We start from the raw sequence: 25,259 nt of genomic DNA on the forward strand, positions 1-25,259 counted from the left end.
CGGGGCCGGCGTCTGGACCGCCGGCCGGGGCGCCGTCAGTTGGCGCCGGGTTAGGTCGAGTCCCCGCGCCCGGAGTCGCTCCAGGTCCATGGGCGCCACGCGGGCGCTGGCGGGGCTGATGAGTTTGCCGCGGTCGAGCCAGGCCAACAGCACGGCTATGATGACGACGTTGAGACCCAGCAGTGCGAGGGAGAACATCGGGCCGCGCGCCACGCCGAGCATGTCGAGTGCCAGGGTCGCGCTGGCAATGACCACGATGTAGCCGAGGGCCAACGGCAGCATGATGCTCCAGCCCAGGGACATCAGCTGGTCGTAGCGGAAGCGCGGCAGCGTCCAGCGGATCCACATGAAGAGGAAGATGAAGAAACCGATCTTCCCCACCATCATGGCCAGCGTCGCCAGTGTCTTGGCCACCGTATACGGCGCGACGTTGTCCCACTGCGTGAAGGGCACGTCCCATCCACCGAAGAACAGCGCCGCCGTCAGGCCGCTGACCGTGAGCATGTTGGCGTATTCGGCGATGAAGAACATCGAGAACTTCATGCCGCTGTACTCCGTGTGGTAACCCGCCACGAGTTCCGATTCCGCTTCCGGCAAGTCAAACGGCAGGCGGTTCGTTTCGGCGAACGCCGCCACAAGGAACGTGAACCACGCGACGGTGAGCGACAGCACGTTCCAACCCATCGTGGCCTGCTGCTGCACGATGGCGGTCAGTGAGACGTTGCCGGCAAGCAACAGGACCGGGATGGTGGACATACCCATCGCGATTTCGTACGACACCATCTGCGCGCTGGAACGCAAACCACCCAGCAGAGCGTACTTGTTGTTGGAGGCCCAGCCCGCGAGCACGAGTCCGTACACACCAAGCGACGAAATCGCGAGCGTGAACAGGAATCCCACCGGCAGCGGCGCGATGGCCATGTCCACAAGGCCCCACGGTGTCGGGAGTGGCGCGGCAAACGGAATGACGGCCCAGGTGAGCAGGGCCGGAATGAAGGCCAGTGCCGGAGCGATGATGAAGAGCCACTTGTCCGCGAACGGCGGATTGGTCTCTTCTTTCATGAAGTTCTTGAGGCCGTCGGCCACGGGCTGCAGCAGGCCCCCCGGCCCCACGCGATTGGGGCCGCGGCGATCCTGGAACCAGGCAGCCAGCTTGCGTTCGAGCAGCGTGAGCATGGCCACGGTGCCGAGGTACACCGCAAAGAACACGAGAATCTTGATGATGCTCGCGGCCACAAAGGTGCCGATGGCGTCCGGCGCAGCTTGCGGATTGGCGCGAGGAAACCATGACGCCACATCGAGAGCGGCGAGAAACGGCATGCCACTCACGGTGCCACCCCTGACGTTCCGGCTGCCATGGCGCCCGTTGCTGCGCCAGCCACGCCGGGCATGGGCAGTCCGCGCAGGCCCAGCGCCTCGTAGTTCAGACCGGCGAACGCGGCGTGCACCTGCGTCATGGCACCAAATACTTCGGACGGCAGGTAGAACCGGCCTTCCCCACCCGCGGCCGCCAGCAAGTCGGCCAACACATACCACGTGGGACGCGCCACACCCGGCGCCGTGCGCGCCTGCAGGTAACGCTGCACACGGCCACGCAGATTGGTCAGCGTGCCTTCTTCTTCCATCGTGTTGGCGACCGGCAACACCACGGCAGCACGTGCCTCGGCGATGGCCGGCAGCGTGGTGCCCACATACACGAAGGTTGCGGCGCGAGCGAGCACGTCCGTCGGTATGGCCTCAAGACTGTCGCCCACCACGAGCAGCGCGTCACCATCGTTGAGGACTGCGGCGAGCTCAGTCACTTCGGTGAAACCCAGCGCACGGGCGCCCGTGGCGTTGGCGGCGCGTTCCGCACGAAGCGCGAGGTCCGGCGCACCGGGCAGTACGGACTCCTCACCACGCGTGACCGTAAAGCTTCCAACGCCGCCCAGCTGCGTGCGCAAACGCTCGAGCAGGAACAGGGCCTCGTTGGACAGGTTCGGGGACACGTGGACCACCAGACGACGACCGCTGAGGGCCTCGGCCGCCAGCGCGATGGCCTGATCCCATTCCGCGATGGCCAGCCCCTGGCCGGATCGCACCAGCGGCTGATCGGCGCGGTCACGGCGGTTGAACTCGCGATAGCCCGAGCGGCCCACGTCGCAGAGGAAGTACTGGTTCACGGCCTCATTGGGACGTGGCTTGAAACGCACGATCACGTTGTCGCGTGACTCTGCCACCGCGTTGCAGCCCTGGCTGCAGCCCGTGCACACCGTGGGCGCACGATCCAGCTCCCACGCACGCGCCTTGTTGAGGAAATCCTTGCTGAGCAGCGCACCAACCGGGCACAGATCGATGACGTTTGCCGCCCACGGGTTGGTGAGGTCATGTCCTTCGGCCTTGCCGATGAAAGCGCGGTCGCCGCGCTCGGACACGTTCAGCACCGGCTCCTGCGCCACGTCACTCATGAAGCGCACGCAGCGTGTGCAGAGAATGCACCGGTTCTGCACGTACAGGACATCGCCGCCAAAATCCTCCACCGGATTGAAGCGCTTGGGTTCCCGGTAGCGGGACTCTGCGCGCCCTTCGGCGAAGGTGTAGTCCTGCAACTCGCACTCACCCGCCTGATCGCAGATGGGGCAGTCGAGTGGATGGTTGATGAGCAGGAACTCCAGCACACCCTTGCGCGCTTCGAGTGCCTTGGGCGAGTGCACGTGCACAACCTGACCTTCCATCACCGACGTGGCACAGGCCGGCGCCAGCTTGGGCATCTTCTCGACTTCGACGAGGCACATGCGGCACACGCCCGCCACCGGAAGACCCGGGTGGTAGCAATAGTGCGGGATGAGCACACCGGCCGTCTTGGCGGCCTCGAGGATCGACAGACCGTCCGGCACCTGCACCGGCCGGCCTTCAATCGTGAGGTTCACCATCTTCAACTCTGCCATGCGTCCCTCAGGCCGCCGAGGCGCGCAGCGCCGCGGGAACGGTGACCTTCGACGGGTTCGCGGCAATCTTCGCCTCGAACTCGTGGCGGAACTTCTTGAGTCCCGAAATGACCGGCGTCGCGCAGGAATCGCTCAACACGCAGATCGTCTTGCCGCTCATGTTGTCGGCAATGGACAGCAGCGTGTCGAGGTCCTCCATCGTGCCTTCGCCGTCGCGGATACGTTCCATGATGCGCGTGATCCACGCCGTGCCCTCGCGGCACTGTGAGCATTGCGCGCAGCTCTCGTGCGCATAGAAGCGCGTCAGGCGCGCAATCTGTCGCACCATGCACTGCCGATCGTCGAATACGATGGCACCGCCGGAGCCCAACATCGTGCCAGCCGCCACCATGCCTTCGTAGTCCATGATGGCCGCCTCGGCTTCCTCACGCGTGAGGATGGGCACCGACGAACCACCGGGGATGACCGCCTTGATTTCGCGGCCGGGCAGCGGCCCGCCACAGAGATCGTACAGGAACTCCTTGAACGGGAACCCCAGCGCGACTTCGTAGTTGCCCGGGCGCGTGATGTTGCCGCAGACCGAGAACAACTTGGTGCCGATGCTCTTGGGGTTGTCCGGACGACCGAACTGCTTGTACCACTCTGCCCCGTTCTTGATGATATACGGGACCGTGGTGAGCGTTTCCACGTTGTTGATGGTGGTGGGCTTGCCGAACAGGCCCGCCACCGCCGGGAAGGGCGGCTTGATGCGTGGATTGCCGCGACGCCCCTCCAGCGAGTTCATGAGCGCCGTTTCCTCGCCGCAGATATAAGCCCCGGCCCCGCGATGCACGTGCACATCCACACGCTTGCCGCTGCCCATGGCGTTGGCACCGAGAATGCCGGCGGCATACGCCTCCTCCACCGCTGCACACACGCGCGCATAGGGCTCGGTGAACTCGCCGCGGATGTAGATGTACGCCGTCTCGGCATAAATGGCGTGCGCGCCGAGCGCGACACCCTCCACCAGGCCGTGCGGCGTCCAGCGCATGATCTCGCGATCCTTGAACGTGCCGGGCTCCGACTCATCGGCATTGCAGCACAGGTAGTGCGTCTTGCCGTCGGGTTTCATGAATGACCACTTCATGCCCGTTGGGAATCCGGCGCCGCCGCGACCGCGCAGCCCCGAATCCTTGACCACGTTCTGGATGTCCTGCGGGTCCATGGCCAGCGCCTTCTGCAGCGCTTCATACCCACCACGTGCCCGCCAGCCGGCCAGCGTGCGCGCCTCGGCATCGCCGAAGTAGCGCGACAGCACCGGTGTTTCGCGGGGATGCGAAGGATGCGGATAACCCATTACTTCAGCTCCGACAGAATGCGCGGCACCGACTCGGGCGTCACCGACTCGATGAAGTCGTTGTTGATCATGACGGGCGTGGCAAAGCCACAGGCGCCAAGACACTCCACCTCGATGACCGTGTACCGGCCGTCGGCGCTGGTCAGTCCGAGATCGCCGCAGCCGGTGTGTTCGAGGAAGCTCTTCACCACATCTTCCGCGCCGCACACGTTGCACGGCGTGGTGGTGCACACCTGGATGAAGTGCTTCCCCACCGGATGCTGGTGGTACATGGTGTAGAAGCTCACCACGCCCTTGATGTAGGCCGGCGTGAGCTCGAGCACACGGGCCACTTCCTCGATGCCCTGCTCGCTCACCCAACCGCGGGCATCCTGCAGCATCCACAGCGCGGGCAGCAGCGCCGCCTGTTTGGTGGGATAGCGCGAGAGAATCTTGTCGAGCTCTGCACGCGCGGCACCGACAAAGACCGGCTCGTGCGGTTCGTCGTGATGATGGCCATGCGGTGGAGCCGACACGATGGCGCCGCCACTTGCCGATGGACCGTGACTCATCGGTCGATCTCTCCCATGACGATATCGATGCTCGCGTTGATCGCGATCACGTCAGACAGCAGGTGTCCCTCGACCATCTGCGGGATGGCCGAGAGATTCACGAACGACGGCGGGCGGATGCGCCAGCGTACCGGCTTGCTCGTTCCATCGCTCACGAAGTAGTAGCCCTTCTCGCCCTTGGGGCTTTCGACCGCCACATAGCACTCGCCGACGGGTGGACGCGGGCCTTCCATCACCAGCTTGAAGTGATGGATCATCGATTCCATCTCGCTCGTCGCCTTGTGCTTGGGCGGCAGGATGAGACGCGGGTCGTCGATGTTGATGGGGCCACCTGGCAGACGCTGCAGGGCCTGCTCCAGAATGCGCACACTCTGCCGCATCTCTTCCACGCGCACGAGGAAGCGATCGTAGACGTCGCCCTGCGTGCCGACGGGTACGTCGAAGTCGTAGGTCTCGTAGTCGAGATACGGGAAGTCCTTGCGCACATCGTAGGCCACACCCGACGCGCGCAGCATGGGGCCGGAGAGCCCCGCGTTCACCGCCTCCTGCGCACTCATGGCGCCAAGGCCCACGGTCCGACCGGCCCAGATGGCGTTCGTCTCGAGCATGCCCACCGACTCCTCGAGGGTCTTGGGGAACCCCTTGAGGAAAGCGCGCAGGCCGTCGAGCCAGCCATCAGGCAGGTCGGCGGCCATGCCACCCACGCGCGTGGCGGTGGTGGTCAGACGCGCGCCCACCCAGCCCTCGAGCAGGTTGTAAATGTTCTCGCGTTCCTGGTACAGCCACAGGAACGGCGTGAACGCGCCGATGTCCACCGAGGTCGTACCCAGCCACACCAGGTGCGACATGATGCGGGAGAGCTCCATGAGGATGACACGCAGCACTTTCGTACGCTCTGTCATGCCCACGCCGAAGAGCCGCTCCGCACCCAGCACGAACGCCACGTTGTTGCCCGGCGAGTTGAGATAATCCTCGCGGTCGGTCCACGGGATGATCTGGTTGTACTGGCGATACTCGCCGATCTTCTCGAAGCCGCAGTGCAGATAGCCGATGTGCGGAATGCACCGCACGACGGTTTCGCCATCGAGCTCGAGCACCAGACGCAACACGCCGTGCGTCGCCGGGTGCTGCGGCCCGATGTTGATGAGCATGTGATCGGCGTCGAACTCGGGCTCTCCGCCAAGGGGAGCGAGCGCGGTGCCGGCGCCTTCACGCGCCACGGCTGCCCCGCCCTGGGCCACCAGTGGCGCGCGCAGCGGCACACCCTGCGCGTCGAGTCCACTTGTGCCAAGCGCCACTTCGATGGTGCGACGCGCGCTCATTCGCCCTCCACCAGCGGCTGGGTGGCCGACTGCTCGCGAAGGCGACGCTTCATGTCTTCAGGCAGCGAGTCGAAGGCCTCGGCGATGCTCAGTTCTTCCATGGAGTAGCGCGCTTCCGGTTCGGCGGCCAGCGCCTGCTTGAGCTGTTCAGAGCGAGAGAAGCGTCCGCGCAGCGGGAAATCCTTGCGCAGCGGATGGCCTTCCCGGTACTGCTCCCACATGAGAATGCGCCGCATGTCCGGATGGCCCTCGAAGCGGATGCCGAACATGTCAAAGCACTCGCGCTCCAGCCAGTTGGCGCCGGTATAGATGTCCATGACGCTCGGCACCTCGAGCGGCGTGCCGGGCTCGAGTTCCACCTTGAGGCGCAGAAAGCGCCGATGGCCCAGCGCGCGCAGGTGCCACACGACTTCGAGGGGACGCCCGCCGCCGCGGTACTCCACGGCGGTGACGTCGACCAGATAGTCGTAGCGTTCGCTGGGCTCGTCGTGCAGCCAGCGCACGACCCCGTGCAGGGCCTCGCGCGTCACGTACACAATGGTCTCGCCCCAGATCACCTCAACGCGCGTGATCGCCGGCCCGAAGCGCGCCACCAGGGCCGCGGCGGTCGGGTTGGCCGGCGCGCCGGTGCGTGGAATGTTGACCGGCGTGATGGGCGAGCCGTTGGCGTCGGCCGCAACGGCTGCCATGACCGGCGACGTGCTGCTCACGTCGTTTCCAGAAACCGGAGTGGTCATGGCGCAGAGCGAGTCTGATGCACCGAGTTGCCGAACGGCTCCGACAACTCGTCGATGCGCGAGGGCGGAATGTAGAGCTGGCTGGACGGATCCGGCTCGATTTCCACGTGACGTGTGCTGTCCTTGAGACGCTCCGTCATCACCTTCTTCTGCAGCATGATGATGGCGTGCATGAGCGCTTCCGGCCGCGGCGGGCAACCCGGTACGTAGACGTCCACCGGAATGATGGTGTCGATGCCCTGCACCACGGCGTAGTTGTCGAACATGCCGCCCGTCGAGGCGCAGGCGCCCATGGAGATGACCCACTTGGGCTGCGGCATCTGCTGATAGATGCGGCGCAGCACAGGGGCCAGTTTGAGTGGCACGCGACCGGCGCACAGCAGGACGTCTGCCTGGCGCGGGGAGTAGCTCAAACGCTCCATACCGAAGCGCGACAGGTCGAACCGGCTGGCCGCCGTGGCCATGAACTCGATGGCGCAGCACGCGGTGCCGAAGGGCATGGGCCAGAGCGAACCGGCGCGTGCCCAATTGACGAGGAAGTCGAGTCGCGTCGTGACCCAGCCGTCCTGCGAGCCGGGGTCCATCTGCACGAGGCGACGATCCGTGGCCGAGGTCAGTCCCACGTCAACGCTCCCTTCTTCCACACATAGATGAAGCCCACCACCAGGATGAGCGCGAACACCAGCATTTCGCCGAGCCCGAAGAACGACAACTGTCCGGTCGGGCACACCCCGTTGAGGAGCGGCACCTGACAGGAGAGCTGACGGTAGTGCACGCCCCACGGAATCATGAACACCGTCTCGATGTCGAACACGATGAAGAGCATCGCGACGAGATAGAACTTCACCGAGAAGCGATCCCGGGCATCACCAAGCGGGCTGATACCGGACTCGTAGGGCTGGGATTTGACAGGTGTGGGTTGCGCCTTGGTCGTCAGGTGGCTGATGCCGAGGATCAGCACCGCGTTCAGGATGACGAAGCCAAGCAGCAGCAGGACCGGCAGATAGGATCGGAGCATCAGGCAGCAGCGGAGATGCGTCGCACGTTCACGATCTCCGGATCGTCCCGGAGTTCGTGAAAGAATTCACAAAGGATCCTGAAGAAGCTATGCGCCGGACCGGCCGCACTCAACAGCACACAAAGATGTTTTTGTGCGAAGTAACCTGCAAACTCATATTCGCACGGCTAAGCTCGCTCTCGCGGGAGATCGCGAGCTGCAAACTCTGGGCTTTGGCGCCAAGGCCGACATGTCCCTAACTTACCGCGCCGAGCGCCTGTCCCGGTTCGCGGGGCACGGAGCATGGACCACTCGGTCCTAACGGTTTCCACCTTCAGCACACTTCGCCACATGGGGCTCTGCTCAGACCGCTGGATTACGCGCATGGCGCGCGACCATGGCATGATCGAACCGTTTGAAGACCGCCAGGTGCGCCAGGGCGTCATCTCGTACGGTGTCAGCTCCTATGGCTACGATATGCGGGTGGCCTCCGAATACCGGATCTTCACCAACGCGCTCAGCTCCATCGTCGACCCCAAGCATTTCGATCCGAAGAGCTTCGTGGAGTTCGAGGGAGACGTGTGCATCGTGCCGCCCAATTCCTTCGCGCTGGCCCGCAGCGTTGAGTACTTCCGCATTCCACGCAACGTGCTCACGCTCACTGTGGGCAAGAGCACCTACGCGCGTTGCGGTATCATCACCAACGTCACGCCGTTCGAGCCCGAGTGGGAAGGCTACGTGACGCTCGAGATCTCCAACACCACGCCGCTGCCGGCCAAGATCTATTCCAACGAAGGCATCGCGCAGGTGGTGTTCTTCACCGGTGATGAAGATCCGGAAGTCAGCTACGGCGACAAGAAGGGCAAGTATCAGGGCCAGCACGGAGTGACCCTGCCCCGGATCTGAGTGGTGAAGGGGCTGCGAGTGCTCCGCCTGTTCGACTTGCGACGCGATCAGCGCGAGCCGGACGCCATCCACGAGGCCATCGAGGCGGGCGTGCAGGCCGCAGGCACCAACCTCTGGGTGCTCATCTTCGCCATCTTCGTGGCGTCGGTGGGACTGAATGTGAACTCCACGGCGGTCATCATCGGCGCGATGCTCATCTCGCCGCTGATGGGCCCCATCGTTGCCATTGGCTACGGCGCCGGGGTGAACGACTTCGGGCTCATCAAGCGCGCGCTGCGCACGCTGGGGCTGTTCGTGTTCATCAGCCTGACAACGGCCACGGTGTATTTCGCCATCAGTCCGCTGTCGCAGGCCCAGTCGGAACTGCTGGCCCGCACCAGTCCCACGTTGTGGGATGTGCTCATTGCCTTCTTCGGAGGCGCCGCCGGCATTGTGGCCCTCACGCGGCGCGAGGTCTCCAATGTGGTGCCTGGTGTGGCCATTGCTACCGCACTCATGCCGCCGCTCTGTACGGCCGGCTTCGGTCTTGCGTCGCGCAACCTGAGCTACTTCGGTGGCGCGTTCTATCTCTTCTCCATCAACGCCGTGTTCATCGCGTTCGCCACCTTGTCGGTGGTGAAGCTGTTGCGCCTGCCTTCGCGTGGGGTGGTCGATGACGCGGTACGCCGACGCACCCGGCTCGCCATTGGGGTGGCCGTCACGGCCATGCTGGTTCCCAGCACCTGGCTGGCCTACCGTCTCGTGCAGCAGGAGTTTTTTGCGGCCGCCGCCGGCCGCCTCGTGCGCGATCTGTCGGCCAATCAGTCCATCGTGCTGCTGGCCAGTGATATCGACGCGCGCAGCCGCACGCTCTCACTGACGCTCGGGGGCACGCCGCCACCAGACGACTTTGCCGAGCTCTTGGCGGCGCGGCTCTCGGGACCCACGTCCGGCGCCGCCACGGTGCGCATTCGTCAGGTGGGTGGCGATCAGCTCGACATGGCCTCGCTGCGTCGCGACCTGCAGCGCGACCTGCAGCGCGATCTGTTCAGCAGCACGACACAGGAGTTGCAGCAGCGGGTTCGTGAACTGCAACTCGAGGCCTCCACTGCGCGCACCGCGCAAATTGCACGGGCGCAGTTGCTCACCGAACTCCAGGCGGAGTTTCCGGAGGCGGTGTCGGTGACCGTGGCGCAGGGCGACCAACGTATACCGGGCGATTCACTCTCGGTACCGGTACTCGTGGTGCACTTGCAGGTCTCGCGCGCGGTCACCGCCACCGACGAGCGCCGCTTGCGCGCGCGCCTCACGTCGCGTTTCGCGCCAACGCGCGTCGAACTCGTGATCACGCGTCAGCGCTGACTTCCAGCGCCAAGCGATTGCGCCACACCATCGTCGACCTGCTGCGCTAACTCCCCGCGTAGATGTACCGGCAGCCGCGATCCTGCGCCTGCTGCAGTGTCACAACCATCGACGGGACCACCTCGACGCCGGGCAGCAACCCGGCACGCACCCGTTCGGCAAACGCCGTGCGCGCCGTGGCGTCATCGCGCTGGGGCGACGGGAGGAAGCGCTGCCCCGAGGCCCGAATGGAGTTGCCGCAGGCCAGCAGAATCACGCCACGTTGGGTCAGCGACGCCACCAGCGCGCGTTGCGGATTGCTCGCGCCCGGTGCAGCCATGACTTCGCCAACCGTGCGGTATTCGGACCACAAGGCGTCGCCGAAGAACCAGCCGATCGAGCGCCCGTTGAGGCCCACCACGACGCTGCAATCCGACTCGGCCACCCCATACGTCGTGCGTTGCGTGTCGAGAAAGGTTTGTGCCCAACGCAGCGCCAGGCCCTCGGTGGGCAGGTGCGAATGAAACACCACCCGATGACGGCCCGTGAGCCGCGCGACCCAGGGATCATCACGCCGTGTGCCGGGCAGTTCGGAATCCACCGATGAGGCGTCGGCCCGCGACGCACCGAGGCCCAGCGCCGCAGACAGCGCGGCAAGTCTTGAGAGAAAGGCGCGTCGGTCACGCATGTAGCCCCCTGCGACGTGAGTGAATGGTGTGCGGACTGACGGAGAGCAACGGCGAACGACGTCGATCAGCGGGTGCTTGCGCGTGGTTCGACGCGACGGGGCAGCAGCGGCCGCGTCGCTGGCACGGGCCGACCGGCAGCTTCTGCGGCGCTCGTCGGATACGCGACGTCGGCCGGCGCATCACCCTTTGGCCAGTCACGCTCCATTCCGGGATGATCCTGACGCGGCTGCGTGAGCACAAAGGCGGCGATGTCCGCCGCTTCCTGCTCCGTCAGTGTATCCGAGCGGTCGTAGGGCATGTTGTGGCGCAGGAAGGTCGCCAGCGTGAACTGGCGAGCCATCGCTGCCCCAACGGAGTAGCTGTCTGCTCCCCAGACCGCCGGTGCCACGGCCACCACGCCTTCGCCATTGGCGCCATGACAACGCGCGCATTGTTCGGCGTAGCCGCGCTGACCTTCAGCCGCCCGCCCGTCGCGTGTCACAGGCACGTGGTCCGCCGGACGGGAGCGATCGCGCAGCGTCGCCATGTAGGCCACCATATCGCGCATGTCCTGCCCGTCTTCCGCAATCATCTGGCCGGCAAGACTGCGTGCGATGCATTCGTTGATGCGCTGCTCGATGGATTCGGAAAGGCCGGGCCGCGCGCGGTACTGCGGATACCGCGCCAGTGTACCGAGCCACGGCAGCGCACTCTCGCGGGTTCCGTTGTCGAGATGGCAACTCGTGCAGCGCAGCGCGTTGCCGCTGTGTGTGGGCAGCGAGTCACGGAATGCGTTCAGCAAGGCCAGCCCGCGCTCCGCATTGCCAGCGACGACGTTGCGTGCCGATTCTTCGCGTCGGGTGTCGGCCTTTGAGCCACAGCCGGACAGGCCGATCCACACGGCGAAGACCAGTGCCGTACTCAGATAGCGACTGCCGGACATCCCACGTGCCATGCGCATGCTGAAAGCAAAATCATCGACCGTCAGACGACAATGGCTGCCGATGCACAGTGCATCGGCAGCCATCACATCTGGCGTGGCGCCACGCCGGAGGTTGCTGGTGACGAACCGTCAGCCCGCTCCACCCGAGACGGCCCGCGGTTCCTGCCGCTTGGCACTCGCCACGAGGTAGTCACGGTTCATCCGCTTGATCACGTCGATGCTGATTTCCTTCGGGCAGGCCTCCTGGCACTCTCCCGCCAGGGTGCAGTGACCGAAGCCTTCGAGATCCATCTGCTCCACCATCGCCAGCACGCGCTTCTCGCGCTCCGGCTGCCCCTGCGGCAAAAGACCCAGGTGCGTGATCTTGGCGCCTGTGAACAACGAGGCCGACGCGTTCGGGCAGGCCGCCACGCAGGCACCGCAGCCGATGCATGCCGCGGCGTCCATGGCTTCCTCCACGATGTCCTTGCCGATGAGAATCTCATTGGCATCGCGCGCACCACCGGTGCTGGCCGAGATGTAGCCGCCGGCCTGGATGATGCGATCAAACGCGCCGCGGTTGACCACGAGGTCCTTCACGATGGGGAACGGCGACGCGCGCCACGGCTCCACCGTGATGATGTCGCCGTCCTTGAAGGCCCGCATGTGCAACTGACAGGTCGCGGCGCCCTTCCACGGACCGTGCGCCTGACCATTGATCATCATCGCGCACGAGCCGCAGATGCCCTCGCGGCAGTCATGCGCGAAGGCCACCGGTTCCTTGCCGGTCTCGGTGAGCTGCTCGTTGAGCATGTCGAACATCTCGAGAAAGGACATGTCCGGGCTCACGCCCTCGAGGACATAGGTCTCGAGCTTGCCGGGCGCCTGAGCCGCCGGCTGACGCCACACGTTGAGCGTGATCTTCATTACTTGTAGCTCCGCGTGGAAAGCTTCACGTTCTCGTACTCCAGAGGTTCCTTGTTGAGGATCGGGTCCTTGCCCTCACCGGCAAACTCCCACGCCGCCACGTACGCGTATTCGTCGTCGTTGCGCTTCGCTTCGCCCTCTTCCTGGTACTCCGTGCGGAAGTGCCCGCCGCAGGACTCCTCGCGGTGCAGCGCGTCTCGGCACATGAGCTCTCCGAGCTCAATGAAATCCGCCACGCGTCCCGCCTTCTCCAGCGACTGATTGAGCGACTCGGCGCTGCCCGGCACGTTCAGGTTCTGCCAGTACTCTTCCTTGAGCGTCTGGATGAGCCCGATGGCCTTGGTGAGGCCTTCGCGATCTCGTGCCATGCCGCAGTACTCCCACATGATCTTGCCGAGCTCCTTGTGGAAGGAGTCCACGGTGCGCTTGCCGTTCATGCCGAGGAACTGGGCCTGACGCGCCCGCACCGCCTCTTCGGCTGCGCGGAACTCGGCGTGCGACGTGTCCACCGGCTCGAGCTTCGTGCTCGCCACGTAGTCGCCGATGGTGTACGGCAACACGAAGTAGCCGTCGGCGAGACCCTGCATGAGTGCCGAGGCACCAAGACGATTGGCGCCGTGGTCGGAGAAGTTGGCTTCGCCGGCCACGTGCAGGCCGGGAATGGTGCTCATGAGGTTGTAATCCACCCACAGGCCGCCCATGGTGTAATGCACGGCGGGGTAGATGCGCATCGGCTGCTTGTACGGATTTTCGTCCGTGATGCGCTGATACATGTCGAACAGATTGCCGTAGCGTTCGGCAATGGTCTTTTCGCCCAAGCGCTTGATGGAATCGGCGAAGTCGAGATACACGCCGAGCCCACCCGGACCCACACCACGGCCATCGTCGCAGGCTTCCTTGGCCGCGCGCGACGCGATGTCACGCGGCGCGAGGTTGCCGAAGCTCGGATACTTGCGCTCGAGGTAGTAGTCGCGTTCCGACTCGGGAATCTGCGACGGCGCGCGCGTGTCACCCTTCTTCTTGGGCACCCAGATGCGACCGTCGTTGCGCAGCGACTCCGACATCAGCGTCAGCTTCGACTGATGCTCGCCGTGCACCGGAATGCACGTGGGGTGAATCTGCGTGTAGCAGGGGTTGGCGAAGGCCGCGCCCTTCTTGTGCGCGCGCCACGAGGCCGTGACGTTGGAGTACTTGGCGTTCGTGCTCAGGAAGAACACGTTGCCATAGCCACCCGTGGCCAGCACCACCGCATCGGCGGCGTGCGACGTGATCTTGCCCGTCAGCAGGTTGCGCGTGACGATGCCGCGCGCGTGGCCGTTGATGACCACCACCTCGAGCATTTCCTCGAAGGTGTGCATCTGCACCTTCTTGAGGCCGATCTGCCGCTCGAGGGCCTGGTAGGCGCCCAGCAGCAGCTGCTGGCCGGTCTGCCCACGGGCGTAGAACGTACGCGACACCTGCGCTCCACCGAAGGAGCGGTTGGCCAGCAGACCGCCGTACTCACGCGCGAAGGGCACGCCCTGCGCGACACACTGGTCGATGATGTTCACCGACACCTGCGCGAGGCGATACACGTTGGCCTCGCGGGCACGGAAGTCGCCGCCCTTGATGGTGTCGTAGAACAGGCGCTTGATGGAGTCGCCGTCGTTCTGGTAGTTCTTGGCGGCGTTGATGCCACCCTGCGCCGCGATGGAGTGCGCGCGACGCGGCGAGTCATGGTACACGAAGCAGGACACGTTGTAGCCCAGCTCCGCCATCGTGGCGGCCGCCGAGGCGCCCGCGAGTCCGGCGCCAACGACGATCACGGAATGCTTCCGCTTGTTGGCCGGGTTCACCAGCTTCATCTCGAAGCGGTGCTTGTCCCACTTCTGCTCCAGCGGACCGGAGGGAATCTTGGAATTCAGGTCGAGCATGTCAGTGCGTCTCCGCCGCGGCCGTGTGCGAGTCCGCAGCGCCTTCCACCAGCGCCGGGGCCTCCGGGAACATGCCGGCCAGCGTGGCCAGCGGAATGATGGCAAAGCCACCGGCCACGATGATGGCCAGCAGCAGCGCGACGCGGCGCTTGAGCGGTGAAGCCGACGGACGTGCCACACCCAGCGTGCGCAGCACCGCCCAGCCGCCGTGGTAGAGGTGCAGTCCCAGCGCCGCCATGGCCAGCAGGTAGAATCCCGCCACCAGCGGGCTGGCCAGACCGATGCGCAGGTTGTTGTACGGATCGAGATGCGTGAACTGCGGGTGCACCGTCCCCAGCGTCATGTGCAGGATGTGAAACACGATGAACACCAGCAGCAGCACGCCGCCCCAGCGAATGGTTTTCGCCGCGAGCGTGGTGACCTGCGGATTCTTGACCGCATACCCCTGAGGGCGGGCGGCGCGCGACTGCATGGTCAGCTGATACGCGGCCAGCGCATGCAGCGCCACGGCCGCCAGCAGGCCCAGGCGCACCGCCCAGAGCAGCGGCATGCTGGTGCGCAGGAGGAGCGCGTAGTCATGCATCGCCCCCTGCCCCTTGAACATCAGGAAGTTGCCGGACATGTGGCCGAGCACGAAGAGGATGCCAACGATCCCCGTCACGGCCATCACGATCTTCTTGCCGATCGTGCTCTGCCAGAAACGCGTGAGTGCGTACATAAGCGGGATGTGATGAAGAAACCGGCGCCGGCACCGAAGTGCGGGCGCCGGTTCACCGGATCAGAGAGAGAGCGCAGCCATGGGTTCGCGCACCGCCTGCGCAGACTTCTCGAGCGCAGCACGCTCGTCGGCGGTGAGCTCGATCTCGAGTACCTTCTCGAGACCGTTGCGACCGAGCTTGCAGGGCACGCCGAGGAAGAGGCCCGACATGCCGTACTCGCCTTCCAGCCACGCGGCGCAGGGGAGGATGCGCTTGCGGTCGTGCACGATGGCGTCCACCATCTCCACCGCCCCCGACGACGGCGCATAGTACGCCGAGCCGGTCTTGAGGTACTTCACGATTTCGGCGCCGCCGTCGCGCGCCCGCTGCACGATGGCCGCGAGCTGCTCCTCACCCATCAGCTGACGGATGGGGATGCCGCTGATCGTGGTGTATGACACGAGCGGAACCATCGTGTCGCCATGGCCACCCAGCACCATGGCCTGAATGTCACGCACCGACACGTCGAGCGCCTCGGCGATGAACGAACGGTAGCGCGCCGTATCCAGCACGCCCGCCATGCCAATCACGCGCTCGCGCGGGAAGCCGGTCACGTGCTTGGCCACATGGCACATCACGTCGAGCGGGTTCGACACCACGATGACGATGGCGTTCGGCGAGGTAGCCTTGATCTGCTCCGCCACCGACTTCACGATGCCGGCGTTCGTGTTCAGCAGGTCGTCACGCGTCATGCCCGGCTTGCGCGCGATGCCGGCCGTGATGACGACGATGTCCGAGCCCGCCGTTTCCTCGTAGCCATTGGTGCCGATGACGCGGGTATCGAAGCCTTCCACCGGCGCCGATTCCCACTGGTCGAGGCCTTTCCCCTGAGGGATGCCCTCGACCACGTCGACCATCACCACCGTGCGACCGAGCGACTTCTCGGCGATGCGCTGCGCCGTCGTGGCGCCCACGTTGCCCGCGCCAACGACCGTGATCTTGTTGACCATGTTCTGCCGGATCTCCGAACGGCTCTCGAAGCGAAAACCTGCGCTGTGAAGGATCTGATCCGCGCGGGGCGACGACCGAAAACCCCTTAGCCGGTTACTTGGCCCCGCGTGTCCAGTAGGAGTGTCAGGTGCTCAACTTAGGGTGTGTCCACGCACCGAGCAACACGCGAGTGGGACTAACCGCCCACCTGACTGAGCGCCTTCAATCCGCCGACGCGCATCTGCAGCAGTTCGTGCGCCAGCGGCTTCTCTGCCAGTGCTTTGGTAAACAGCGGCGCCAACGGCTCACCGGCGCGTAGCGCGTCGCGCAGCAGCACTTCGTGGTCGCCGAACAGGCAGGTCCGCAGACGACCGTCCGCGGTGAGGCGCACACGATTGCAGCGCTCACAGTAGGTGTGCGTCATGGGGGTGATGACCCCCACGCTGCCGGGCGCCCCCGGATAGCGGTGATACACGGCCGGCCCGTTGCCGCGCGCGGGCCCGGCAAACGGTTCAAGCGGCCCCGCCGCCGCGAGGCGCGTCAGAATTTCCTCCGACGGCACCACGTGGTCCCAGGTGAGTTCGCGCAATTCGCCCACCGGCATCAGCTCAATGAACCGCACATGCCAGGGATACGCGCGTGTGAGCGCGGCAAAGTCGGCGACCTCGTCGTCATTGATGCCGCGCATGACCACGACATTGATCTTGATGGGGGCGAGCCCCGCCGCCTGAGCGGCGCTGGCAGCGCGCACCAGATCGAAGCCGAGATCACGGCGCGCAATCTCCACCACGCGCTCCGGCCTGAGGGAGTCGGCGCTGATGTTCACGCGGTCGAGTCCCGCGGCCGCCAGGGCGGGCGCCATGTCGGGCAAGCGCACGCCGTTGGTCGACAGGGCGATGTCCTCGATGCCGGGCACGGCACGAAGTTGCGCGACCAACTCCGGCAGATCGGGACGGATGGTGGGTTCGCCGCCGGTAATGCGCAGCCGGCGCAGCCCCAGTGGCGCCAACTCCCGCACGATGGCGGTGATTTCTTCGTAGCGCAGGATGTCCTGCTTGGGCAGCCACGGCAGACCTTCGAGCGGCATGCAGTAGCGGCACCGGAAGTTGCAGCGATCGGTGACGGAGATGCGCAGATACTCGATGCGACGACCGTGCTGATCCTGCATCAGGCGCTCACACGCGCGGCCGTGGGATCCACCCACGTCCAGTCGCCTTCCACGTAGTGCTCGCGCTTCCAGATCGGCACACGCTGCTTGAGCGTTTCGATGATGCGACGCGCCCCATCACAGGCCGGCCCCCGATGGGCATGCGCCGCCACGATGGCCACGCTGACCTCACCCAGTGCCAAGGTGCCGATGCGATGCTCCACACACACCCGCAGACCCGGTGTTTCGGCGCAGGCTTCGGCCGCCACGGCGGCAAGCTCCGATGCCGCCATGGCTTCGTAGGCCTCGTACTCCATGCCGGTCACGCGCCGCCCATCGTTCACGTCGCGCACCGTGCCCAGAAAAATGGACACCGCGCCAACCCCGTCGTGCTGGGCCCGAGCGATCAGCGCGGACAGATCAATGGGCGCCGTGACGATGGCGCAATGCAGCACGCTGCTGAGCAGCACGCCGCTCTTCTGCACGCCGCCGACCTCAGCCACCGGCAACGGGCGGAATAACCGCCACCTCATCCTGCGGGTTGATCATCGTCTCAGCGCCCACCCACTGCCGGTTGACCGCCACCAACGGCGTGGCCGGCAGACGCTCGCCACCGGGAAGACCGCGCATGGCCTCCACCAGCGAGGCGACCGGCAAGGGCGCGGACACGGGCACCTCGAGTCGACGCGAACCGAAGGCGTCGGCATAGGACGCGAAGAGAAGGACCGGAACGCTCATGATACAAACAAGATAGCGCGTGGACGCGAAGGGAGTTCCCGAAAGCAGGGTCCGGGAACAACAACGCCCTGCACCGCGAAGACGATGCAGGGCGTGCGAAGCGGGACGGCTCAGCTGTCGTGCAGATCGTCGCCGTCGTCTTCGAGCATGGAGGCGTCTACACCGGCCACCATGGCGCGCAGTTCCTTGCTGGGCTTGAACACCGGTACCGGACGCGCGGACACTTCGACTGGCGAACCCGTGCGCGGGTTGCGCGCCATGCGTGTCTTGCGCTGCCGGATCTTGAAGGTGCCGAACCCGCGCACCTCAATGTTCTTCTGCTCCTGCAACGCTTCCTTGATCGCATCGAGGAAGGCGTCGACGACGCGCGCACAGTCCTTCTTGGAGATGGTCGGTCCGGCGGTCCGGGCAATGCGAGCCGTGACGTTCTCGACCAGGTCGGCTTTGGTCATGAGGCGGGCGTGGAGAATCAGGGCAGAAACGCGGCGAGCACCCAGCAGTCGCTGTGTGCCCGCGAAGCGAACGTATGGCCTTAGTGCTTATCAGTCAAGCGTTTGGACCATCTCACCCACGACGATTTCTCAGGGCAGTCAGAAACTGGTCGAACAGGGGAACCGCATCGTGCGGGCCCGGCGCGGCCTCCGGGTGGTACTGGACCCCGAAGATTGGCAGGCTGCGGTGCTTGAGTCCCTCAACAGTCTGATCGTTGAGGTTGATGTGGGTCACCGCCAGCTCTGGAGCCCCTTCCACGCCATCAGGCGACCCCGCCACGGCAAACCCATGGTTCTGGGAGGTGATGAGCACCTTGCCCGTCTCCAGGTCCTTGACGGGCTGGTTCCCGCCCCGGTGTCCGTAGGGCATTTTGACCGTGTGGCCCCCAAACGTGAGGCCCAGCAGCTGGTGCCCGAGGCAGATGCCAAAAATGGGCAGCTTCTGCTCAGCCAGCGCCCGGATCGTGGGCAGCGCGTACGTCACCGCCGCCGGATCGCCGGGGCCGTTTGAGAGAAATACGCCATCGGGGTTCATGGCCAGCACGGCGTCGGCCGACGTCTCCGACGGTACCACCGTGACCCGGATGCCATGGGCATCGAACAGGCGCAGGATGTTGCGCTTGATGCCGTAGTCGAACGCCACCACGTGATAGGGGGCTTCCGAATGGCCGAACGGATACGGCTCCCGGGTGGAGACCACCGTGGCCAGATCGAGCCCTTCCATGCTCGGACAGGCGTCGAGGGCTGCCAGCGCCTCGCGGGTGGGTGTCTCACCGGCCGCAATGACGCCGCGCATGACACCCGCGCTGCGCAGGTGCTTGGTGAGGCGACGCGTGTCCACCTCGGTCAGCGCCGGCACGTTGCCGGCTTCCAACCAGTCACGCAAACTGCCGGTGGCGCGCCAGTTGGAGTACGTGGGCGAGAGCTCTCGGCAGACAACGCCCGCCACCTGTGGCTGCGCCGACTCCGGGTCTTCGGCGTTGACGCCGTAATTGCCGATCTGCGGCGCCGTCATGACCACGATCTGTCCGCGGTACGAAGGGTCCGTGAAGACCTCCTGGTACCCGGACATGTTGGTGGTGAACACCACTTCGGCCACGGACGGCGCCGTGGGACCGACCAATCGGCCGGAAAAAAGGGTTCCGTCCTCGAGGAGGAGGAACCCCTTGGGCAGCGACGTGATCACCGGCGTTACGGCTGCGGCGGTGTGGTCGGCTGGCCCGCCGGCTGGCCGGCTGGCTGGCCGGCTGGCTGCGTCAGGGGCGACGCGGGCGCGGCACCACTTGCCGGAGCCGACGGAGCGGCCGGCGCTGCGGCCGGTGCGGCCAGCTTGTCGAGCACCGACTTGGGCGCCGCCGAACGCGACGACATCATCTGCAGGATGAACGCGAGGCCCAGGAAAATGCCACCGCACCACCAGCTGGCCTTGGTCAGCAGGTTGCCGGCCTGACGCGTGCCGATGAGGGAGTCCGCCGACGAGCTCGCGCCGCCGAAGCTGGCAGCCAGCCCACCACCCTTGCCCGCCTGCAGGAGCACGGCGGCGGCCAGGACGAAGGCGTCGAGAATGAGGAGGGTCAGCAGAAACGTGTACATGTCGCGGGTGCGCGGGTCGCCGAGGCGACGTCGGTGAAACGAATCGAGGCTCCGGTCGCTGTGCCGGAGCCCCGAAAAATCATCAATCGACGCGGTAGGTGCAAGTGCTTGGCGGCCCATACTTTGGCCGCGTTTGCCAAATGCCACCTCAGGCGCGCACGATGCTGGCCCAACTGTCGGCATCCAGCGAGGCGCCGCCCACCAGCAGCCCATCCACGTCAGGCGCCGCCAGCAGCTGCGCCGCGTTGCCGCGGTTCACACTGCCGCCGTACAGAATCGGGATGCCGGCCGCCACCTTGTCGCCCACCCGTGAGGCCAGCGCCCGGCGCAGCACGCCATGAATCTCGCTTGCGTCATCGGGCGTGGCCGTCCGCCCCGTGCCAATGGCCCATACCGGCTCATAGGCCAGCATGATGGCTGCCACCTGGGCGTCGTCGAGCTCTGCGAGACCGGCCGTGAGTTGGCGCTCCACCACGGCCGCCGTGCGGCCCGCTTCCCGTTCGTCCAGCGTTTCACCCACACAAAGCATGGGGATCAGACGCGCCTGGGCAATGAGCGCCATCTTGCGCGTGGTCATGACGTCGGTTTCGCCAAACACGTGACGCCGCTCGGAGTGACCCACCAGCACCACGCGAGCGCCGATGTCGCGCGCCATCAGCACGGAGTTCTCACCCGTGAAGGCGCCCTGCGCTTCACTGTGCACGTTCTGCACGCCCACCCACAGGTCGGGACGATCCTTGAGTCCGTCCATGACCGTCGTCACGGTCAGCGCCGAGGGAAAGAAGATGACCGTGCGATCGTTCTGCTTGGGTGACTGCGCAAGGAAGCGCTGCAGAAACGCGCGCGCGTCTGTCGGCCCGTGATTGAGCTTCCAGTTGGCCGCGATGACCGGCTTGAGATACATGGCGAGGTGAGAAGCGGGTGGCGGAATATGTGAGGACTGGCTCAGCGCGAATCGAGTGCGCTGACGCCAGGGAGATCCTTGCCTTCGAGAAACTCGAGTGACGCGCCGCCGCCGGTGGACACGTGCGACATCTGCGACTCGAGCCCGGCCTCCGCCACAGCGGCGGCCGAGTCACCGCCACCGATGATGGTGGTGGCGCCATTGGCGGTCGCGGCGGCCATGGCGAGCGCCACCGCGCGGGTGCCGGCATCAAACGGGGGCTTCTCGAACACACCCATCGGTCCGTTCCACAGCACGGTGCGCGCGCCGGTCACCAGCGCGCGATAGGTGTCCGCGCTGGCCGGTCCGATGTCGAACATGGCCTGGCCCGCAGGAATGGCCTGACGCGACACGTGCGACGCGGCGGCGCCGGCGTCCATGGCCGGTGCAATCGTGGCATCCACCGGCAGCACGAGCTTGTCGCCGGCGCGCGACAACAGATCGCGCGCCATGTCGAGACGGTCGGGTTCCACCAGCGAATTGCCGGTCTCGAACCCCATGGCCTTGAAGAACGTGCAGGCCATGGCGCCGCCAATCAGCAGTTTGTCCACCTTGGGCAGCAGCGCCTCCACCACATCGATCTTGCCGCTGATCTTGGATCCGCCCAGAATGGCCACAAAGGGTCGCGCGGGATTGGCGAGCGCGCCGCCCAGATACGCGAGCTCCTTCTCCATGAGCAAACCGGCCACGGCCGGTCGGCAATAGCGCGCCACCCCGGCCGTGCTCGCGTGCGCACGATGCGCGGCGCCAAAGGCGTCGTTCACGTACACGTCACCCAACTCCGCGAGCTGGCGCGAGAGTGCGTCGTCGTTCTTCTCTTCACCAGGCAGGAAGCGCGTATTCTCGAGCAGCAGCACTTCCCCCGCGGCCAGCGCCTTCGTGGCCGCGACGGCCGCCGCGCCCACGGTCTCGCCCAGGAAGTGCACGGGCCGTGGCAGGAGTTCACGCAGGCGTGCGGCGACCGGCGCCAGCGAATACTTCGCCTCCGGCGCGCCCTTCGGACGCCCGAAATGCGCCAGCAGGATCACGCGCGCACCGGCGTCGAGCAACTGCGTGATGGTGGGCAGGGCGGCCGTAATGCGCGTGTCATCGCTCACCCGCCCGGCGTCATCGAGCGGCACGTTGAAATCGACGCGCACGAGGGCACGCTTGCCCTGCAGCTCGGCGGGGGTGAGATCGCGAATGGTTTTGGTAGCGGTGGACATCGTATTTCCTGCAACCGTGCGTGAAGGCGGAATCCGAAACAGCTCACGCAGAGGCGCGGAGGAAGAAGAGGTCGCAGAGAAGTGTGCCCTACACTCTGCGTTCTCTCTTCCTCTGCGTCTCTGCGTGAGCTGTTCTACCCTGTCAGTGAATTAGAGCCGCGCGCCGACGTAACGCAGCAAGTCCACGCAGCGCGAGGAGTAGCCCCACTCGTTGTCATACCAGCCGCTGATCTTCACCAGCGTGCCGTTGATGACGATCGTGCTCAGCGCATCGAGCGTGCAGGAGTGCGGATCGCCGATGTAATCCACCGACACGAGCGGCACTTCGCTGTAGCCCATGATGCCGGCCAGACCGTTCTCCGACGCCGCCTTGAACGCCGCGTTGACTTCTTCCTTCGTCACCGGACGCTCCACGACGCACGTCAGGTCGGTGAGCGACACGTCGGGCGTCGGCACACGCACCGCCACGCCATCGATCTTGCCCTTCACTTCGGGGAGTACGAGCGCCGTGGCCTTGGCCGCGCCCGTCGACGTCGGGATCATGCTCACCGCGGCCGCGCGCGCGCGGCGCAGATCCTTGTGCGGCAGGTCGAGGATGGACTGGTCGTTGGTGTAGCTGTGGATCGTGACCATGGAGCCGTGCACGAAACCGAAGCTGTCACGAATGACCTTCACCATCGGCGCCAGGCAGTTCGTGGTGCACGAGGCGTTGGAGATGATGTGATGCGACGACGGATCGTACTTGTCGCTGTTCACCCCCATCACCACCGTGATGTCTTCGTTGGTGGCCGGCGCCGAGATGATGACCTTCTTGGCGCCGCCTTCGATGTGCTTGACCGCGTCCTTGGCATCGGTGAAGCGACCGGTCGACTCGAGCACGATGTCGACGCCGAGGTCCTTCCAGGGCAGCTTGGCCGGATCACGTTCGGCGAGAATCTTGACCTTGTCGCCGTCGATGGTGATGCCATCGGCCTCGGCACTCACCTGCCCATCGAACTTCCCGTGCACCGAGTCGTACTTGAAGAGGTGCGCGAGCGTCTTGGTGTCGGTGAGGTCGTTGATCGCGACGAAGTCGATGTCCGCGACGCCCTGCAGCTTGGCGGCCCGAAGCACCTGACGGCCGATGCGGCCGAAGCCGTTGATGCCAACGCGAATGCCCATGTCGTGTCGAATCCGGGTAAAGGAGCGAAGTCAGGAAGCGGTGCGGTCGCCGGGATCCGGCGCCCGTCCGAAGGTCACAGCACTGACGATGCGGGCGCCGCCCGCCACGAGCGCTTCGGCAGCCGCATTGAGGGTCGCGGCGGTCGTGACGACATCGTCCACCAGCACGAGGTGCGCGCCCCGCAGTTGCGCCAGCCGGCCCTGAGGCACGGCGAACGCCCGTGAAACGTTCACCGCCCGCTCCGATGGTGTCAACCGCACCTGCGATTGGGTATCGCGCATTCGCACCAGCACATCCGACCACACCGGGCAGTGCCACATTGGGGCGATCGCGTCGGCCAGACACTGGGCCTGATTGTAGCCACGCTCCCGCAGCCGGGTACGGGACAGGGGGATGGGCACCAGCGCTGCCCGTTCACTCAGCACGTCGTCCGGCCAGGACAAACGCGCCATGCGACGCCCCATGGCGACCGCCACGCCACGCCAGCCCTGATACTTGAGCGCGTGCACGAGCGCCGGCCCGCTACCGTCGTCCATGCGCGTGACGGAGCGCACGGCCCGTATGGCGGGGTGCAAGTGCGGGCACCAGGCGCATGGGGCCGCGCGCTTCGGGCCTGACATGCCCGAGGGCGCGATGCCTGAGGGCGCGGAGCCCGAGGGTGCCTCCTGCGCCAGGGGCACGGCCAGTGAATAGCGGGGATGTCCACAGCGCGCGCACAGCGGCAACGCCAGCGGCACGATGCGGGAGAGGCAGCTCCCGCACACGATACCGTCCGATCCGGGCTCGTGCGGCGCCCGGCAAATGGCACAGGCGGCTGGCAGCAACAGCTGCAGCAGGCCCGCGAGCATCACCGCGAAGGCGCGGCCGCAGCGGGTTGAATCGAACGCGGCTCGTTGAGACTGGGGGCCGGCACACACAACGCGCGCCACATGACATCCCGCGGAGCGCGTTCCCCTGTCCACACCTCAAACGCCGCCGCCCCCTGCTCCACCAGCATGCGCAATCCGTCTTCCGCGCGCTTTCCAGCCGCTTGCGCCGCACGAATCCAGTCGGTGCCGAGCGCAGTGTATACCAGATCGAACAGTGCCGTCATCGGCCCCACCGAACTGAGCGGCAGCGGATGATCTGGACCCTGAAGGCCGATGGGCGTACAGTTCACGACCAGCGCGGCTTCCGCGAGCACCCTTTGCAAGGGGCCGCGGGCCACGCCCGCCGATTGTGGGAGGGCATCATGCGCGTGCACCGTACCGTTGCATGCCAGCCGGGCAAGCAGTGCCTCGGCGCGTGCGCCGTCCCGCACCACCACGTGGATATCGCGCACACCGCGCTGCGACAGCGCGTACAGCACGGCCGCTGCACTGCCGCCGGCGCCCAGCACAACGGCCGGACCAGAGACACCGTCCGGACACAACGCCATAATGCTCGCGTCGGCACCGGCCACATCGGTATTGTGTCCAACGAGATCGTCGCCGTCCCACCAGAACGTGTTCACGGCACCGGTGCGCTCCGCGGGTGGCGTGAGCTGCGTGGCCAGCTGCGCCACCGCTTCCTTGTGCGGGATGGTGACGTTGCCCACGATGCGATGTGCCTGCAGCAAGTCGAAAGCCGACCGGAGTGACGCTGGCGGCACATCGAGCCGCTCATAGCGCTGCTTGGCCCCGATGGCCTCGAGCGCCGCATTCTGAAAAACTGGCGAGAGCGAGTGCGCCACCGGATGTCCCAGAATCACAAAGCCATTCCACGGCAGTTCGCGTAACATGCAAGGC

The 25,259-nt window shown here is 65.8% G+C and carries 26 protein-coding genes and 1 pseudogene; 2 read left to right on the forward strand and 25 right to left on the reverse strand.

The genetic code is table 11. The annotated features are described in order from the left end of the window. Positions 1–240: 240 nt before the first annotated feature. From nuoH to B2747_RS19305, 8 genes and pseudogenes are all read right to left on the reverse strand, one after another. Positions 241–1,248: pseudogene (gene nuoH / locus B2747_RS19270) on the reverse strand (NADH-quinone oxidoreductase subunit NuoH); the annotation flags it as partial. 77 nt (positions 1,249–1,325) lie between these two features. Continuing rightward, positions 1,326–2,927 (reverse strand): 2Fe-2S iron-sulfur cluster-binding protein, encoded by a 1,602-nt coding sequence (locus B2747_RS19275; protein WP_291164909.1) that lies wholly within the window; start codon positions 2,925–2,927, stop codon positions 1,326–1,328. Positions 2,928–2,934: 7 nt separating this feature from the next. After that, positions 2,935–4,263: an NADH-quinone oxidoreductase subunit NuoF gene (gene nuoF / locus B2747_RS19280; RefSeq protein WP_291164911.1), complete on the reverse strand. Its 1,329-nt coding sequence runs from the start codon at positions 4,261–4,263 to the stop codon at positions 2,935–2,937. After that, positions 4,263–4,814 carry an NAD(P)H-dependent oxidoreductase subunit E gene (locus B2747_RS19285; RefSeq protein ID WP_291164912.1) on the reverse strand — a complete coding sequence of 184 codons (552 nt, stop codon included), beginning with the start codon at positions 4,812–4,814 and terminating at the stop codon, positions 4,263–4,265. The genes nuoF and B2747_RS19285 overlap by 1 nt, the downstream gene beginning before the upstream one ends. Next, positions 4,811–5,965: an NADH dehydrogenase (quinone) subunit D gene (gene nuoD, locus B2747_RS19290; protein ID WP_343125937.1), complete on the reverse strand. Its 1,155-nt coding sequence runs from the start codon at positions 5,963–5,965 to the stop codon at positions 4,811–4,813. The genes B2747_RS19285 and nuoD overlap by 4 nt, the downstream gene beginning before the upstream one ends. A 167-nt stretch (positions 5,966–6,132) precedes the next feature. After that, entirely contained in the window at positions 6,133–6,873 is a 741-nt protein-coding gene (locus B2747_RS19295; RefSeq protein WP_291164916.1) for an NADH-quinone oxidoreductase subunit C, read from the reverse strand. After that, positions 6,870–7,457, reverse strand: coding sequence for an NADH-quinone oxidoreductase subunit B family protein (locus B2747_RS19300; protein ID WP_291165368.1), 588 nt, complete (start codon positions 7,455–7,457; stop codon positions 6,870–6,872). Before B2747_RS19300 ends, B2747_RS19295 begins: the two co-directional genes overlap by 4 nt. A 29-nt stretch (positions 7,458–7,486) precedes the next feature. Next, on the reverse strand, positions 7,487–7,891 hold the full coding sequence (locus B2747_RS19305) for an NADH-quinone oxidoreductase subunit A (RefSeq protein WP_291164918.1): 405 nt from the start codon (positions 7,889–7,891) through the stop codon (positions 7,487–7,489). 330 nt (positions 7,892–8,221) lie between these two features. On the opposite strand from B2747_RS19305, the gene dcd reads away from it, so the two are divergent. Both dcd and B2747_RS19315 read left to right on the forward strand, forming a co-directional pair. Then, positions 8,222–8,776, forward strand: coding sequence for a dCTP deaminase (gene dcd / locus B2747_RS19310; protein ID WP_291164920.1), 555 nt, complete (start codon positions 8,222–8,224; stop codon positions 8,774–8,776). 3 nt (positions 8,777–8,779) lie between these two features. Continuing rightward, a complete protein-coding gene (locus B2747_RS19315; protein ID WP_291164922.1) occupies positions 8,780–10,117 on the forward strand; it encodes a DUF389 domain-containing protein in 1,338 nt (445 codons plus the stop codon). 46 nt (positions 10,118–10,163) lie between these two features. Here the strand turns inward: B2747_RS19315 and B2747_RS19320 are convergent, their stop codons facing one another. The 17 genes from B2747_RS19320 to B2747_RS19400 form a co-directional block, all read right to left on the reverse strand. After that, the gene (locus B2747_RS19320) at positions 10,164–10,784 is read right to left on the reverse strand and encodes a hypothetical protein (protein WP_291164924.1); all 621 of its coding nucleotides are present in this window, start codon (positions 10,782–10,784) and stop codon (positions 10,164–10,166) included. A 65-nt stretch (positions 10,785–10,849) separates the two neighbouring features. Continuing rightward, positions 10,850–11,725, reverse strand: coding sequence for a c-type cytochrome (locus B2747_RS19325; protein WP_291164926.1), 876 nt, complete (start codon positions 11,723–11,725; stop codon positions 10,850–10,852). 111 nt (positions 11,726–11,836) lie between these two features. Then, positions 11,837–12,613 (reverse strand): succinate dehydrogenase/fumarate reductase iron-sulfur subunit, encoded by a 777-nt coding sequence (locus tag B2747_RS19330; protein WP_291164928.1) that lies wholly within the window; start codon positions 12,611–12,613, stop codon positions 11,837–11,839. After that, positions 12,613–14,526 carry a fumarate reductase/succinate dehydrogenase flavoprotein subunit gene (locus B2747_RS19335; RefSeq protein WP_291164930.1) on the reverse strand — a complete coding sequence of 638 codons (1,914 nt, stop codon included), beginning with the start codon at positions 14,524–14,526 and terminating at the stop codon, positions 12,613–12,615. Before B2747_RS19335 ends, B2747_RS19330 begins: the two co-directional genes overlap by 1 nt. A 1-nt stretch (position 14,527) precedes the next feature. Next, positions 14,528–15,244, reverse strand: a complete 717-nt coding sequence (locus tag B2747_RS19340; protein ID WP_291164932.1) for a succinate dehydrogenase cytochrome b subunit — start codon at positions 15,242–15,244, stop codon at positions 14,528–14,530. 60 nt (positions 15,245–15,304) lie between these two features. After that, complete coding sequence (gene mdh, locus B2747_RS19345) at positions 15,305–16,234, reverse strand: malate dehydrogenase (RefSeq protein WP_291164934.1); 930 nt, start codon at positions 16,232–16,234, stop codon at positions 15,305–15,307. 176 nt (positions 16,235–16,410) lie between these two features. After that, positions 16,411–17,382 (reverse strand): GTP 3',8-cyclase MoaA, encoded by a 972-nt coding sequence (gene moaA, locus B2747_RS19350; RefSeq protein WP_291164936.1) that lies wholly within the window; start codon positions 17,380–17,382, stop codon positions 16,411–16,413. Further along, the gene (locus B2747_RS19355; protein ID WP_291164938.1) at positions 17,382–17,864 is read right to left on the reverse strand and encodes a molybdenum cofactor biosynthesis protein MoaE; all 483 of its coding nucleotides are present in this window, start codon (positions 17,862–17,864) and stop codon (positions 17,382–17,384) included. Before B2747_RS19355 ends, moaA begins: the two co-directional genes overlap by 1 nt. Beyond that, complete coding sequence (locus tag B2747_RS19360) at positions 17,857–18,099, reverse strand: MoaD/ThiS family protein (RefSeq protein WP_291164940.1); 243 nt, start codon at positions 18,097–18,099, stop codon at positions 17,857–17,859. The genes B2747_RS19355 and B2747_RS19360 overlap by 8 nt, the downstream gene beginning before the upstream one ends. 110 nt (positions 18,100–18,209) lie before the next feature. Continuing rightward, the gene (locus B2747_RS19365) at positions 18,210–18,551 is read right to left on the reverse strand and encodes an HU family DNA-binding protein (RefSeq protein ID WP_291164942.1); all 342 of its coding nucleotides are present in this window, start codon (positions 18,549–18,551) and stop codon (positions 18,210–18,212) included. Between the two features lie 112 nt (positions 18,552–18,663). Then, complete coding sequence (gene carA / locus B2747_RS19370) at positions 18,664–19,773, reverse strand: glutamine-hydrolyzing carbamoyl-phosphate synthase small subunit (protein ID WP_414652211.1); 1,110 nt, start codon at positions 19,771–19,773, stop codon at positions 18,664–18,666. An 8-nt stretch (positions 19,774–19,781) separates the two neighbouring features. Then, the gene (gene secG / locus B2747_RS19375; RefSeq protein WP_291164946.1) at positions 19,782–20,183 is read right to left on the reverse strand and encodes a preprotein translocase subunit SecG; all 402 of its coding nucleotides are present in this window, start codon (positions 20,181–20,183) and stop codon (positions 19,782–19,784) included. 148 nt (positions 20,184–20,331) lie between these two features. After that, complete coding sequence (gene tpiA, locus B2747_RS19380; RefSeq protein ID WP_291164948.1) at positions 20,332–21,087, reverse strand: triose-phosphate isomerase; 756 nt, start codon at positions 21,085–21,087, stop codon at positions 20,332–20,334. 41 nt (positions 21,088–21,128) lie between these two features. Next, positions 21,129–22,331 carry a phosphoglycerate kinase gene (locus tag B2747_RS19385; RefSeq protein WP_291164950.1) on the reverse strand — a complete coding sequence of 401 codons (1,203 nt, stop codon included), beginning with the start codon at positions 22,329–22,331 and terminating at the stop codon, positions 21,129–21,131. A 150-nt stretch (positions 22,332–22,481) separates the two neighbouring features. Beyond that, positions 22,482–23,492 (reverse strand): type I glyceraldehyde-3-phosphate dehydrogenase, encoded by a 1,011-nt coding sequence (gap, locus tag B2747_RS19390; RefSeq protein ID WP_291164952.1) that lies wholly within the window; start codon positions 23,490–23,492, stop codon positions 22,482–22,484. Between the two features lie 30 nt (positions 23,493–23,522). Continuing rightward, on the reverse strand, positions 23,523–24,341 hold the full coding sequence (locus tag B2747_RS19395; RefSeq protein ID WP_291164954.1) for a ComF family protein: 819 nt from the start codon (positions 24,339–24,341) through the stop codon (positions 23,523–23,525). After that, a complete protein-coding gene (locus tag B2747_RS19400) occupies positions 24,341–25,252 on the reverse strand; it encodes a shikimate dehydrogenase family protein (RefSeq protein WP_291164956.1) in 912 nt (303 codons plus the stop codon). Before B2747_RS19400 ends, B2747_RS19395 begins: the two co-directional genes overlap by 1 nt. Between the last annotated feature and the right edge of the window lie 7 nt (positions 25,253–25,259).

The organism is Gemmatimonas sp. UBA7669 (genome assembly GCF_002483225.1).
Lineage (GTDB): Bacteria > Gemmatimonadota > Gemmatimonadetes > Gemmatimonadales > Gemmatimonadaceae > Gemmatimonas.

Bases quoted from the DNA above. Each gene is read 5' to 3' on its own strand.
- mdh (WP_291164934.1), bottom strand. From the start codon at position 16,234: ATGGTCAACAAGATCACGGTCGTTGGCGCGGGCAACGTGGGCGCCACG.
- dcd (WP_291164920.1), top strand. From the start codon at position 8,222: ATGGGGCTCTGCTCAGACCGCTGGATTACGCGCATGGCGCGCGACCAT.
- B2747_RS19340 (WP_291164932.1), bottom strand. From the start codon at position 15,244: ATGTACGCACTCACGCGTTTCTGGCAGAGCACGATCGGCAAGAAGATC.
- B2747_RS19305 (WP_291164918.1), bottom strand. From the start codon at position 7,891: ATGCTCCGATCCTATCTGCCGGTCCTGCTGCTGCTTGGCTTCGTCATC.
- B2747_RS19285 (WP_291164912.1), bottom strand. From the start codon at position 4,814: ATGAGTCACGGTCCATCGGCAAGTGGCGGCGCCATCGTGTCGGCTCCA.
- B2747_RS19320 (WP_291164924.1), bottom strand. From the start codon at position 10,784: ATGCGTGACCGACGCGCCTTTCTCTCAAGACTTGCCGCGCTGTCTGCG.
- secG (WP_291164946.1), bottom strand. From the start codon at position 20,183: ATGTACACGTTTCTGCTGACCCTCCTCATTCTCGACGCCTTCGTCCTG.
- B2747_RS19275 (WP_291164909.1), bottom strand. From the start codon at position 2,927: ATGGCAGAGTTGAAGATGGTGAACCTCACGATTGAAGGCCGGCCGGTG.
- B2747_RS19395 (WP_291164954.1), bottom strand. From the start codon at position 24,341: ATGCTCGCGGGCCTGCTGCAGCTGTTGCTGCCAGCCGCCTGTGCCATT.
- B2747_RS19365 (WP_291164942.1), bottom strand. From the start codon at position 18,551: ATGACCAAAGCCGACCTGGTCGAGAACGTCACGGCTCGCATTGCCCGG.
- B2747_RS19325 (WP_291164926.1), bottom strand. From the start codon at position 11,725: ATGCGCATGGCACGTGGGATGTCCGGCAGTCGCTATCTGAGTACGGCA.
- B2747_RS19400 (WP_291164956.1), bottom strand. From the start codon at position 25,252: ATGTTACGCGAACTGCCGTGGAATGGCTTTGTGATTCTGGGACATCCG.
- nuoF (WP_291164911.1), bottom strand. From the start codon at position 4,263: ATGGGTTATCCGCATCCTTCGCATCCCCGCGAAACACCGGTGCTGTCG.
- nuoD (WP_343125937.1), bottom strand. From the start codon at position 5,965: ATGCTCATCAACATCGGGCCGCAGCACCCGGCGACGCACGGCGTGTTG.
- B2747_RS19335 (WP_291164930.1), bottom strand. From the start codon at position 14,526: ATGCTCGACCTGAATTCCAAGATTCCCTCCGGTCCGCTGGAGCAGAAG.
- B2747_RS19300 (WP_291165368.1), bottom strand. From the start codon at position 7,457: ATGGACCCCGGCTCGCAGGACGGCTGGGTCACGACGCGACTCGACTTC.
- tpiA (WP_291164948.1), bottom strand. From the start codon at position 21,087: ATGTATCTCAAGCCGGTCATCGCGGCCAACTGGAAGCTCAATCACGGG.
- B2747_RS19360 (WP_291164940.1), bottom strand. From the start codon at position 18,099: ATGAGCGTTCCGGTCCTTCTCTTCGCGTCCTATGCCGACGCCTTCGGT.
- B2747_RS19295 (WP_291164916.1), bottom strand. From the start codon at position 6,873: ATGACCACTCCGGTTTCTGGAAACGACGTGAGCAGCACGTCGCCGGTC.
- B2747_RS19330 (WP_291164928.1), bottom strand. From the start codon at position 12,613: ATGAAGATCACGCTCAACGTGTGGCGTCAGCCGGCGGCTCAGGCGCCC.
- B2747_RS19385 (WP_291164950.1), bottom strand. From the start codon at position 22,331: ATGTCCACCGCTACCAAAACCATTCGCGATCTCACCCCCGCCGAGCTG.
- moaA (WP_291164936.1), bottom strand. From the start codon at position 17,382: ATGCAGGATCAGCACGGTCGTCGCATCGAGTATCTGCGCATCTCCGTC.
- gap (WP_291164952.1), bottom strand. From the start codon at position 23,492: ATGGGCATTCGCGTTGGCATCAACGGCTTCGGCCGCATCGGCCGTCAG.